Consider the following 10,767-nt stretch of genomic DNA (forward strand, 5'->3'; position numbering starts at 1 on the left):
GTCTTCTTCTCCACCGGGATCACTGGTGGTCTTCCCATGTCGAACTCTCCGCTCAGGACTCAATCAATGGTCCTGCCACAAAGTCTGACGCGCGACACCATGACCCCCACCGAATGTCCGAAGAGCCCCCAAACGCCCGGCGTGAGCATCATCGTCCCTGCGCACAACGAAGAAGCCGGCATCATCCCGGCCGTCGACGCCCTCCGCAACCTTCGCTACCCCGTGGTCCGCATCATCATCGTCGACGACGGCTCCACCGATGCGACCTTCCAGCTTCTCCACGACCACCTCGGGCTCACCCGCGCATTCCCGCGGCTCACTGCCACCCCTACGAACGCAGGATCCATCGGCGACATCTGGGCCACCAGCAACGGCGAAGTCACCGTCATCCGCAAGGAAAGCACCGGGCGTCGAAGTGACGCCATCAATGCCGGTCTTCGAGCCGCGGACCAAGAACTCATCTGCATGATCGATGCCGATTCGCTGCTGGAGCCGGACGCCCTCTTGTACGTCGTCGAGCCCCTCATCGCCGATCCCACTCTCGTCGGAGTAGGTGGGATTGTCCGGCCTTCCAACGGGGCCCGGGTGGAACACGGCGCCGTCGTGGACGTGCAAGCACCCCGCACCTGGCTGGAGAGCATCCAAGCCCTCGAGTATCTGCGCGCCTTCCTCATCGGACGGACTGGCTGGTCGGCCGTTAACGGTCTCCTCATAATCTCGGGCGCTTTCGGCTTGTTCCGCCGCTCCGCCATCTCCGCAGTCGGTGGGCTCGACCCGCATACCCTCGCCGAGGACGCCGACCTCGTCATCGCCATCCACCGCCACTACCGCGATCAAAAGAAGGATGCACGAGTCGCTTTCGTCCCCACCCCCGTCTGCTGGACGGAGGTCCCCGGGTCGTTGCGCACTCTCGCCCGTCAGCGTGCTCGCTGGTCCCATGGCCTCGGCGAGCTCCTCCACAAACACCGCAAGATGCTCGGCAATCCCCGGTACGGAGCAGTCGGAACACTGGCAATGCCCTACTTCCTCCTCTTCGAATACCTCGGTCCACTCATCGGGGGGGCGGATTCAACCGGTGGTCGCAACGAGTTCTGTGAACTTCTCCGATGGTGTCAGATAGCCGAGCGTTTTGCGTGGTCGTCCGTTGAGCGAGTCCTGGATCGCGGTCAGCTCAGCGCGGGTGACGATGCTCAGATCGGTGCTCTTCGGCAGGTACTGGCGTAGCAGTCCGTTGGTGTTCTCGTTGCTTCCGCGCTGCCACGGGGAGTGCGGGTCGCAGAAGTAGATCGGGATGCCGGTCGCTGTCGTGAACTCGGAATGCTTGGCCATCTCGGCGCCCTGATCCCAGGTGATCGTCCGCGCCAGCGACGCCGGCAACGCGGTGATCGCCTCGCGCATTGCGGCCTCCACCTTGTCGGCGCTCTTCCCGTCGGGCAGGTGCAGCAGAAGTGTGAGGCGGGTGCTGCGTTCAACGAGGGTTCCCACGGCGCTGCGACTGTTCTCACCGAGGATCAAGTCGCCTTCCCAATGCCCCGGCACGGCGCGGTCTTCGACCTCCGCGGGGCGCTCGCTGATCATCACCATCCCTGGCAGCCGGCCTCGCCGGTCCGTCGCGGTCCGCGACTTCCGTGCCGCACGCCCTGACCGCAGGCAGCGGGCAAGCTCGCGGCGCAACTGCCCGCGTCCCTGCACGAACAGGGACTGGTAGATCGTCTCGTGACTCACGTGCATCTCCGGGTCGTCGGGATGCTCCAACCGTAGGCGGGCGGCGATCTCCTGCGGAGACCACAGTTGCTCCAGCTGCGTCGCGACAACCTCGAGCAGCCGTCCACCGTCAAGCTTGAACGGCTTCGGTCGGCGGGCCTGCTCTCGCGCGTCCTCATGCGCCCGCCACGCCGAGTACCCCTCCCGCCCGCCGCCGCGCTTGACCTCGCGGCTGACCGTCGACACCGCCCGTCCCAGGGCGAGCGCGATCGCGGTCAACGTGTCACCGCGCGCGAGACCAACCAGGATCTCCTCACGATCGAAGACCGTCAGATGCCCCTCGCGCGGCTCCCAGCCGAACGGCTTCCCGTCGAGGTGACGCCCTTCCCGCGCCATGCGGCCGACCATCGGGGCCGTGCAGCCGATCTCGCGGGCGATATCGATGAGCCGCCACCCCTTCGAGTGGAGACGGAGCGCGAGCTGCTTCTGCTCACGACTGAGATGACCATGCTTGCCCTGCAACGAATGCCTCCCGAGATCAGCGTCTGCTTCATCTCACAGCACTCATTGCGCTGACCGGTTGAATCCGCCGGGAGTCGGGTTCGCCACGGTTTTCCTTTCGTCCCTGCTCGGCTTCGCCCCGTGGAGCCTGTTTTGGCTCGTCGTCGCCGCGTCCGCGGGCCTCGGGTTCCTCAACTCCGCTCTCGCCGTCCTCCTCGAAGAATCGGCGTACCACCGGTTCTCAAGGACTCGAGACGTCCTCAACCTGCTTGCTGTCGGCGCCATCGAACCCGTCTGGTTCCACGCCGCCCACGCGTGGTGGCGCACCATCGGCCTCGTCCGCGCCGTCACCCGGCGGAAAGCAGAATGGGGAACGCAACAAAGAGCCGGTTTCACACCGACGCGATCCCGCTAATGTCTCAACCGATGCAAGGAATTATCTGGGTAGCGTCACATCTCGTCGTCGTCGGCTGCCTTTCACTTCGCCGAACGCGCCGGCATCGACGCGAACGTTCTGCGCGACGTGCTCGACGCCGGACCCATGGCGTCGGTCGTATCGTGGGGCAAGGCTCAGAAGCTTACCGACGGCGACCTGGCGGCGCAGGCGGCGATCGCCGACGTGCTCAAGAACGCGCGGCTCGCCGAGACGGCGGCAGACGCGGCCGGCTCCGCCCACCCGCTGATCACGGCCAGTCGCGAGCTCTACGAGAGCGCGGTCGCCGACGGCAGGGGAGAGCTCGACATGATCGGCGTCATCGCCGCTCTCCAGGCGCGTGCCGATGCGCGAGCGCCCGGGCCCTGGACTCTCGAGCTCACCCCGTTCGACGACTCCGACGCTGACCGCCTCAGACAGGGCCAGCGCCAGGAGCTCGACGCGCGCTACGGTTCCGACGATCACGAACCGGGTGCGGCGCCGTCGGTCCGTGGTTCCGGGATCGCCAGCGCGGTGCTTCGCAAGTTGGAGGAGCAGGCTCGTCCCCTCGGTGCCGACGTCTCGTGCTGGAGACCGGTACGGCTCAGCCCGACGCGATCCGCTTCTACCAGCGCGAGGGATACGCGCCTATCCCGCTGTTCGGTTCGTATGCCGGGTCGGACGTGTTGGTCCGCTTCGGCCGCGACCTCCTCGTCCCGCGCTGACCGATCCGCACGCTCGGGCGCGGAAGGCTGGTCAGAACGACAGCCGTTCCAGCGGATTGTCCGCGAGCTTTTCGATGACGCCGCCGTCGACGAGGCGTCGTGCCGCGGTGTCGGGCTTGCGTGCCGCCTGGTCGAGCACACAGGCGCCGAACTCCGCGGCGAGCGCTCCCCGGGGATAGACCGCGAGCACCTCACGGCGAAACGCTTCGGGAAGCGCCTCCGGCCGGGCACCCGAGATATCGAGACCGGTCGCGACCTCCAAGAGGTATCCCTCGGCATCCATCGCCGGATCGACCCGCGGCCAGTTGTGCCGCACGATCACATCGAGCGCGCGGGCGCGACGCTCCACCGGCCACCCCGCCCCGGCCGCGAGCGCGACAGCGACGTGACCCCCGGCGTGCTCGTACGAGACGGTGTGGCTGTCGAACGCGGTGACGGTGCCGATGTCGTGCAGCACGGCGGCGACGTAGAGCAGCTCGTGGTCCACCTCGGCGATGCCGTCGATGCGCGCGAACGCTTCGGCCCAGAGCCAGGAGCGCAGGGCGTGGGCCGTGATCGCGGGCGACTGGTACTGGCGGGCGAGTTCGAGCGCTCCGCGCGCAGCCAGGGTGTCGGGTGCGTGGAAGTCGGTGAGGCGCATGGATCCAGTCTCGCGACGGACGCGCCCACAGAGGATGCCGGGGCCGGTCGAGCCTCGACGTATTCCTGCCAGACAAGGTGGCCAGAACTCACAGCCGGCGCCCAGCCTCACGGGACCAAATCGGGCGCATCCTCTGTTGGAACGAGTGATGCCGCAGCCAGCGGCATCGCAGAGGAGACACCATGTCGAAGGACTACCGCAAGACGCCCGGGGCGCTCAGCCGCCTCACCGACCAGCAGTACGCCGTGACACAGGACGAGGGCACCGAGCCTCCGTTCCGAAACGCGTACTGGAACCTGCACGACGACGGCATCTACGTTGATGTCGTTTCGGGGCAGCCGTTGTTCTCGTCGAACGACAAGTTCGACAGCGGCACGGGATGGCCGAGCTTCACCCGCCCGATCGATCCGGATGCCGTGGTCACGACCACCGATCGGACGCTCTGGATGACGCGCACCGAGGTGCGCTCCTCCGGCGCGGACAGCCACCTCGGTCACGTCTTCGACGACGGCCCGCGCGCCGAGGGCGGACTGCGCTACTGCATGAACTCGGCGTCGCTGCGCTTCGTGCCCGTCGATGAGCTCGCAGACCAGGGTTACGGTGAGTATCTCGGCCTTTTCCCCACCCCCGACAGCCCCACTTCCGAGGAGGATGCAGCATGACCAGCGGACCCAGCGACACCGGAGCGATCACCCAGCCGGCCGGCACCGAGACCGCGATTCTCGCGGGCGGCTGCTTCTGGGGAATGGAGGATCTGATCCGTCGCCAGCCCGGAGTGATCAGCACCCGCGTGGGGTACACGGGAGGTCAGAACGACCACGCGACCTACCGCAATCACCCCGGTCATGCCGAGGCGGTCGAGATCGTGTTCGACCCGAGCGCGACCACCTACCGTGACATCCTGGCGTTCTTCTTCCAGATCCACGACCCGTCGACGCTGAACCGCCAGGGCAACGACATCGGTACGAGCTACCGTTCGGCCATCTTCCCCGTCACGCCCGAGCAGGAGCGCGTCGCTCGTGACACCATCGCCGACGTCGACGCCTCCGGCCTGTGGCCGGCTCCCGCCGTCACCACGATCGAGCCCCTTGGATCGTTCTGGGAGGCGGAGCCCGAGCATCAGGACTACCTGCTGCGCTATCCGAACGGCTACACCTGCCACTTCCCGCGAGCGGGCTGGGTGCTGCCGTCCCGCGCTGACGCCTGATCGACGGTCCGTGCGCCTCGAAGCTGTGAGCCGCACATCTTCGGGGCGTACCGTCAGGCCATGAGTACACCGAGCACGACCACGACCTCGTCCGCCAGCGCCCCCCTCGGCCTCGGATCGGTGCTGGTCGGCTCTCTGCCGTCCGCGCTGATGACTGCCGACGCCCCCGCCCGCTACACCGTCGAGGCGGTGTTCACTCGGCGCCCGCAGCGTGAGGAGATCGCCGAGATCCTCGGCGATGAGACGCGGGAGACCCTCGTCCGTGAGGGGTATCCCACGGTCGAGCTCACGGTCTCCGACCGTCGGCTGGAGATCGCGAACACCACTCTCGAAGAGCTCCGCGACGGCCTGGGCAGCGTGCTCGCCGAACGTCTCGCCGCCATCAGTGACCACGCGCACGAGCGTCGCGATGCGGCCGCGCGGCGCGACGAGAAGACGGCGGAGAGCGAGCGCGAGCGAGCCGCGGCCGTCGTCGCCCTCGCCGCCTCGGTCAGCTTCGGGGCCGGCGCGAACGTTGCCGGATGATGCCGAAGACGATCGTGCCGATGAACAGCACGATGCCGATGATGGCGAGCCACAGCAGGCCCGGGAAGGCGAAGCCGACGATGGACAGTACTGCCCAGGCGACGAGCAGGATGATGAGTACGGTCCACATGGTCCCGACCCTACGCGCCTTTCCCGCCCGGCGGGCCGGATCGTGCGGACCGGCGCCCGAGAGGCGCGGTCAGCACTCCCACAGGCCGCTGTGAGATGGTGGGGACATGCTCCACTGCGGTGATGGCATACCGACCTGAAGGGACGGTGCCATGCCTGCCTGGTGGGAAGAGATGTTGCACATCGTGACCGGTCGTGTCAGCCGACACGACGATCTGCCCGATCTGCGGGGGCTCGCGACGCGTCGGGTCGCGCTCGAGAAGACGCATTTCCTGGTCAACGACCGCGAGCGGCGCGGTGATGAGCGGCGCACCTACGTCATGCGCCACGTCGCTCCGACCCGGCACGACGTCGCTTCGGTCGCCGTCTCCTCCAACGGGCGAGGTGTCGGCTCACTGCCGCACGAGGTCGCCGTCTCGGTCGCACCGATCCTGCACCGCCTCGGAGGCGCCGCTCTCATCAACGGCGTCGGGTCCCGACCGGGAAGCCTCCGGCTGTGGGTGGATCTGCCGACTTCGACGGCGCTCGCCGACTTCGCCGTGCACCGCGACGGGAAACGTCGCGCGCACGACTCATGACGCGTCGCACCCGGCTCTGACGCTGCCGCGGAGCACAATGTCCTCATGGCCGACCCGATCTGGAAGAACGACCCCGACGAGCACGACTTCCCCGCGGCGGAGGACTATCTCCGCCTGATCGCCGCCCCTGAGCGCGCAGGTTCTCTCATCGCCGCTCTGCGGACAAGGGCGACGGTGACGAAGAAGGCGAAGGACATCCTCCGTGCGGCGGGTCTGCCGATTCTCCCCACGGACAACCCGCACGTCGCCGACGATCTCCGCAAGGTCCGTGCGGGAAAGCCGTTGTCGCCCGTGCTTATCGTGCACGGGGACCTCACGCGCGGTCTTCCCGCACAGATCGCCGACGGCTATCACCGGGTTTGCGCGAGTTGGTATCTCGACGAGAACACCGAGATCCCGTGCCGCATCGTCGGCCCCGACGCCGCGGCGTGAGCGCATGACCCTGGAGACGCTCGCGCTCGTCGGCGCGGTCGCGTTGCTCGGCCCCCTCCTGTCAGCGGGCACGCGATGGCGCGTGCCGGTCGTGATCGGCGAGCTCGTCGCCGGCATGATCATCGGTGCGTCGGGCCTGCATCTGGTCGACACCACCGACGCCACGTTCAGCTTTCTGGCAACGCTCGGATTCGGTCTCACGATGTTCGTCGCGGGGACGCATGTGCCTCTGCGTGACGCCCGTCTGCGGCCCGCCCTCGGCCGCGGCGCGCTGCACGCGATCGTCGTCGGCATCGCTGCGGCCTGTGCGGGGTGGGCCCTCGCCGCTGTCTTCGACACGGGCCACGCTGCCATCTACGCCGTCGTGATGGCCTCCTCCTCCGCCGCGCTCGTGCTGCCGGCCGTGCAGCAGACGCGCCTGGGCGGTGCGCAGCTCCTGCCCACGATCGCGCAGGTCGCGATCGCCGACACCGCCTGCATCGTCGCGTTGCCGCTGGCGATGGATCCCGAGCGCGCACCGGTCGCCGCCGTCGGTGCGCTCGGGATCGCGGCCGTCGCTTCGCTGCTCGCCCTCGCCCTGAGGTGGGCGGATCGTGGCGACCGGTGGAAGCGTCTGCGCGAGACGAGCAAAGCGCATGAGCTTGCGATCGAGTTGCGCGTCAGCCTGATCCTCGTCTGCAGCCTCGGCGCGCTCGCGACGGTGTCGCACGTTTCCGTGCTGCTGGCCGGGTTCGCCGGGGGCCTGGCTGTTGCCAGCGCCGGCGAGCCGCGGCGGCTCGCGCGCCAGCTGTTCGCGGTGACGGAGGGGTTCCTGTCGCCGCTCTACTTCGTGTGGCTGGGATCGTCGCTCTCGCTGGGCAGTCTCCTGGCGTCGCCGTCGTACCTCCTGCTCGGACTGCTGCTCGGCGTCGGTGCACTGATCGCGCACCTCGTCGGCGCGCTGATGCACCAGCATCCACTGTGGGCCGTCATCGCGGCGGCGCAACTCGGCGTTCCCATCGCCGCAGCGACGATCGGCGCCGAGACGGGCGCGCTCGCCGCGGGGGAGCAGGCTGCGCTCGTGCTCGGCGCGATCATCACCATTGGAGCCCTCGCGGCCGCCGCCGCGGTCGCGTCGGGCCGCGCGTCGTTCTCGCCGACGGGAACGCAGGCAGCGGGCGCCGCGCCCGGGTCGGTGACGCGCTCGGGGCGCCCGCCGACCTGATCGGCTGGTTCAACCTGCGTTGCGGACCTCGTCCAGCGCGGCATCCAGCGTCGCAAGGATGGCCGCGCACCGCTCCACATCCTCGCGGGTGCCGGCCAGCTCGAACTCGAACAGGACGGGGCGCCCCGACGTCTGTGACAGCTGCCGCGCGGCGGCCTGATAGTAGTCGCCGAAGTTGCGGTTGCCCGATCCGATGATCCCGACCATTCGTCGTCGCGTCATGGGCGAGCGCAGGAACGCCCGCACGCCGGCCGGCAGGGTGACCTCGTCGGCGTTGCCGGCCTTGTACGACGGCGTGAGCAGGACCCAGGGGCCGCTCGGCTCGCCGCGCCTCACGTCGGAGCGGGCGAGATTGAGCACCCGCCGACCGTCGATCCGCGCGAGAGCCTCCGCGAACCGGCCGGTGAGGTTCGACGAGGAGGAGTAGTAGTACACGGGGATCTTCCGCATGTCGACAGTCTCATCGGATGCCGCCGCGTCCGCTCGCCGCATCGGCGTGACAAACCCTCGGCGGCGGCCGCATCCACGTCGCTTGTGTGGTCAGACCACATATGTCATACTGATCTCAGACAGGCCCGAGAGCCCTCGGACCCGGAAAGCGATGACGCGGACACCGTGTCCGCGCCGGGTAGGAGAACCCACAATGTCCACCTCGATCGATGCTCTGGTCGAAGGCGCACAAGCCGCGCTCGCAGAGTACGCATCCTTCACGCAGGAACAGGTCGACCACATCGTCCGCAAGGCGAGCGTCGCGGCCCTGCACTTCCACGGCGAACTCGCGCTCATGGCGGTCGAAGAGACCGGCCGCGGCCTGTTCGAAGACAAGGCCGTGAAGAACATGTTCGCGTGCGAGCACGTGACGAACTCGATCATCAACCAGAAGACGGTCGGCGTCATCTCGCACGACGAGATCACCGGCATCACCGAGATCGCCGACCCGGTCGGCGTCATCTGCGCCCTGACCCCCGTCACCAACCCGACCTCGACCGCCATCTTCAAGTCGCTCATCGCGCTGAAGACCCGCAACCCCATCGTCTTCGGTTTCCACCCCGCCGCCCAGAAGTGCTCCGTGGCCGCGGCGAAGATCGTCCGCGATGCGGCGATCGCCGCCGGCGCCCCCGAAAACTGCATCCAGTGGATCGAGGAGCCCTCGATGGAGGCATCCGGCGAGCTGATGAACCACCCGGGCGTGGCCCTCATCCTCGCCACCGGTGGCAACGCGATGGTCCGGGCCGCCTACTCCTGTGGCAAGCCCGCCCTCGGCGTCGGCGCCGGCAATGTGCCCGCCTTCATCGAGCGCACCGCGAAGGTCGGACGCGCCGTCAACGACATCGTGCTGTCGAAGTCGTTCGACATGGGCATGGTGTGTGCGAGCGAGCAGGCCGTCATCCTCGACGAGCCGATCGCCGCCGAGGCGCTCGCCGAGTTCGCGCGACTGCACGCCTACATGGCCACCGCGGACGAGAAGCGGATGCTCGAGGAATTCATCTTCGGCGTCACTGCCGACAGCGAGAACTGTGCCGGCGCCAAGCTGAACCCGACCGTCGTCGGCCAGTCGCCGCAGTGGATCGCGGAGCACGCGGGCTTCACCGTTCCGGAGAACACGTCGATCATCCTCGCCGAGGTCGGCAGCGTCGGCCCGCAGGAGCCTCTCACGCGCGAGAAGCTCGCGCCGGTGCTCGCCGTGCTGCGCGCCCAGACGCCGGCGGAGGGCATCGACCTCGCGCGCCAGATGGTCGACTTCGACGGTCTCGGCCACTCGGGTGCGATCCACTCCAACGACCAGGACGTCATCGCTCAGTTCGGCGCGGTCGTCAAGGCCGTCCGCATCATCGAGAACAGCCCGTCGGCCCTCGGCGGTATCGGTGACATCTACAACGCGTTCATGCCGTCGCTGACCCTCGGCTGCGGCTCCTACGGACACAACTCGGTCTCCAACAACGTCTCGGCGGTGAACCTCTTGAACGTCAAGCGCATCGGGCGTCGCAACAACAACCTGCAGTGGTTCAAGATCCCGGCGAAGACCTACTTCGAGCCGAACGCCGTCCGCTACCTCGCCGACATGCGCGGCGTCGAGCGCGTGACCATCGTCACCGACGAGACCATGACCAAGCTCGGCTACGTCGACAAGATCATGGATGTGCTGAACCGGCGTGACAACCGCGTGCAGGTGCAGCTGATCAACACCGTCAAGCCGGAGCCGAAGGTCTCCGAGGTGCGCGCCGGCGCCGACCTCATGCGTCAGTTCCAGCCCGACACGATCATCGCCCTCGGCGGCGGATCACCGATGGACGCGTCCAAGGTGATGTGGCTGCTGTACGAGAACCCCGAGGTGGAGTTCTCCGACATGTGCGAGAAATTCTTCGACGTGCGCAAGCGCGCGTTCAAGTTCCCCGAGCTCGGCAAGAAGGCGAAGCTCGTCTGCATTCCGACCACGTCGGGCACCGGCAGCGAGATGACCCCGTTCGCCGTCATCACCGACGACGAAACGGGCATGAAGTACCCGCTCGCCGACTACGCCCTGACCCCGTCGGTGGCGATCATCGACCCCGTGCTCACCAAGGTGCTGCCCGGCTTCCTCGTCGCCGACGCCGGCTTCGACGCCCTGACCCACGCCACCGAGGCGTTCGTCTCCGTCTACGCCAACGACTACACCGACGGCCTGTGCCTGCACGCGATCAAGCTCATCTTCGAGAACATCGAGCGCAGC

The 10,767-nt window shown here is 67.9% G+C and carries 13 protein-coding genes and 2 pseudogenes; 11 read left to right on the forward strand and 4 right to left on the reverse strand.

Features of this window, described 5'->3' with window-relative positions:
* Positions 1-99 precede the first annotated feature (99 nt).
* Positions 100-990 (forward strand): annotated as a pseudogene (locus tag ABS64_RS14210) (glycosyltransferase family 2 protein); the annotation flags it as partial.
* 78 nt (positions 991-1,068) lie between these two features.
* Here ABS64_RS14210 and ABS64_RS14215 read toward each other — a convergent pair.
* A complete protein-coding gene (locus ABS64_RS14215; RefSeq protein ID WP_036284757.1) occupies positions 1,069-2,226 on the reverse strand; it encodes an IS30 family transposase in 1,158 nt (385 codons plus the stop codon).
* A gap of 58 nt (positions 2,227-2,284) precedes the next feature.
* Between ABS64_RS14215 and ABS64_RS14220 the strand changes: the two genes are divergently transcribed.
* The 3 genes and pseudogenes from ABS64_RS14220 to ABS64_RS14230 all read left to right on the forward strand — a co-directional run bounded on the left by ABS64_RS14220 (position 2,285) and on the right by ABS64_RS14230 (position 3,342).
* Entirely contained in the window at positions 2,285-2,620 is a 336-nt protein-coding gene (locus tag ABS64_RS14220; protein WP_292684393.1) for a hypothetical protein, read from the forward strand.
* Between the two features lie 99 nt (positions 2,621-2,719).
* Positions 2,720-2,908: pseudogene (locus ABS64_RS14735) on the forward strand (NAD(P)-dependent oxidoreductase); the annotation flags it as partial.
* A gap of 293 nt (positions 2,909-3,201) precedes the next feature.
* On the forward strand, positions 3,202-3,342 hold the full coding sequence (locus ABS64_RS14230; RefSeq protein ID WP_231477127.1) for a hypothetical protein: 141 nt from the start codon (positions 3,202-3,204) through the stop codon (positions 3,340-3,342).
* Between the two features lie 31 nt (positions 3,343-3,373).
* Here the strand turns inward: ABS64_RS14230 and ABS64_RS14235 are convergent, their stop codons facing one another.
* Positions 3,374-3,982, reverse strand: coding sequence for an HD domain-containing protein (locus tag ABS64_RS14235; protein ID WP_036286571.1), 609 nt, complete (start codon positions 3,980-3,982; stop codon positions 3,374-3,376).
* Between the two features lie 182 nt (positions 3,983-4,164).
* Here ABS64_RS14235 and msrB point away from each other — a divergent pair, with 182 nt between their 5' ends.
* Genes msrB through ABS64_RS14250 form a run of 3 tightly spaced genes read left to right on the forward strand, consistent with a single transcriptional unit; the run spans position 4,165 to position 5,714 of the window.
* Positions 4,165-4,644 carry a peptide-methionine (R)-S-oxide reductase MsrB gene (gene msrB / locus ABS64_RS14240; protein WP_005049012.1) on the forward strand — a complete coding sequence of 160 codons (480 nt, stop codon included), beginning with the start codon at positions 4,165-4,167 and terminating at the stop codon, positions 4,642-4,644.
* Positions 4,641-5,189, forward strand: a complete 549-nt coding sequence (gene msrA, locus ABS64_RS14245) for a peptide-methionine (S)-S-oxide reductase MsrA (RefSeq protein ID WP_016465389.1) — start codon at positions 4,641-4,643, stop codon at positions 5,187-5,189. Before msrB ends, msrA begins: the two co-directional genes overlap by 4 nt.
* Positions 5,190-5,249: 60 nt before the next feature.
* Entirely contained in the window at positions 5,250-5,714 is a 465-nt protein-coding gene (locus tag ABS64_RS14250; RefSeq protein ID WP_036286566.1) for a hypothetical protein, read from the forward strand.
* On the opposite strand, the gene ABS64_RS14255 is transcribed toward ABS64_RS14250, so the two are convergent.
* Positions 5,680-5,844, reverse strand: a complete 165-nt coding sequence (locus ABS64_RS14255) for a hypothetical protein (protein WP_005049019.1) — start codon at positions 5,842-5,844, stop codon at positions 5,680-5,682. The genes ABS64_RS14250 and ABS64_RS14255 overlap by 35 nt on opposite strands.
* Before the next feature lie 151 nt (positions 5,845-5,995).
* On the opposite strand from ABS64_RS14255, the gene ABS64_RS14260 reads away from it, so the two are divergent.
* The 3 genes from ABS64_RS14260 to ABS64_RS14270 are packed head-to-tail and all read left to right on the forward strand — an operon-like array spanning position 5,996 to position 8,057.
* Entirely contained in the window at positions 5,996-6,421 is a 426-nt protein-coding gene (locus ABS64_RS14260; RefSeq protein ID WP_061681754.1) for a hypothetical protein, read from the forward strand.
* Positions 6,422-6,466: 45 nt separating this feature from the next.
* Positions 6,467-6,853 carry a hypothetical protein gene (locus tag ABS64_RS14265; protein ID WP_036286560.1) on the forward strand — a complete coding sequence of 129 codons (387 nt, stop codon included), beginning with the start codon at positions 6,467-6,469 and terminating at the stop codon, positions 6,851-6,853.
* Positions 6,854-6,857: 4 nt separating this feature from the next.
* A complete protein-coding gene (locus ABS64_RS14270) occupies positions 6,858-8,057 on the forward strand; it encodes a cation:proton antiporter (RefSeq protein WP_036286557.1) in 1,200 nt (399 codons plus the stop codon).
* Between the two features lie 9 nt (positions 8,058-8,066).
* Here the strand turns inward: ABS64_RS14270 and nrdI are convergent, their stop codons facing one another.
* A complete protein-coding gene (nrdI, locus tag ABS64_RS14275; protein WP_005049028.1) occupies positions 8,067-8,507 on the reverse strand; it encodes a class Ib ribonucleoside-diphosphate reductase assembly flavoprotein NrdI in 441 nt (146 codons plus the stop codon).
* 193 nt (positions 8,508-8,700) lie between these two features.
* On the opposite strand from nrdI, the gene adhE reads away from it, so the two are divergent.
* Positions 8,701-10,767, forward strand: a 2,067-nt coding sequence (adhE, locus tag ABS64_RS14280; RefSeq protein WP_292684404.1) for a bifunctional acetaldehyde-CoA/alcohol dehydrogenase, incomplete at its 3' end; no start/stop codon positions are given.

Source organism: Microbacterium sp. SCN 69-37, from assembly GCF_001724435.1.
Classification (GTDB): domain Bacteria; phylum Actinomycetota; class Actinomycetes; order Actinomycetales; family Microbacteriaceae; genus Microbacterium; species Microbacterium laevaniformans.

Coding starts and splice junctions, on each gene's coding strand:
- ABS64_RS14235 (WP_036286571.1), bottom strand. CDS start 3,982: ATGCGCCTCACCGACTTCCACGCACCCGACACCCTGGCTGCGCGCGGA.
- msrB (WP_005049012.1), top strand. CDS start 4,165: ATGTCGAAGGACTACCGCAAGACGCCCGGGGCGCTCAGCCGCCTCACC.
- msrA (WP_016465389.1), top strand. CDS start 4,641: ATGACCAGCGGACCCAGCGACACCGGAGCGATCACCCAGCCGGCCGGC.
- ABS64_RS14250 (WP_036286566.1), top strand. CDS start 5,250: ATGAGTACACCGAGCACGACCACGACCTCGTCCGCCAGCGCCCCCCTC.
- ABS64_RS14255 (WP_005049019.1), bottom strand. CDS start 5,844: ATGTGGACCGTACTCATCATCCTGCTCGTCGCCTGGGCAGTACTGTCC.
- ABS64_RS14260 (WP_061681754.1), top strand. CDS start 5,996: ATGCCTGCCTGGTGGGAAGAGATGTTGCACATCGTGACCGGTCGTGTC.
- ABS64_RS14265 (WP_036286560.1), top strand. CDS start 6,467: ATGGCCGACCCGATCTGGAAGAACGACCCCGACGAGCACGACTTCCCC.
- ABS64_RS14270 (WP_036286557.1), top strand. CDS start 6,858: ATGACCCTGGAGACGCTCGCGCTCGTCGGCGCGGTCGCGTTGCTCGGC.
- nrdI (WP_005049028.1), bottom strand. CDS start 8,507: ATGCGGAAGATCCCCGTGTACTACTACTCCTCCTCGTCGAACCTCACC.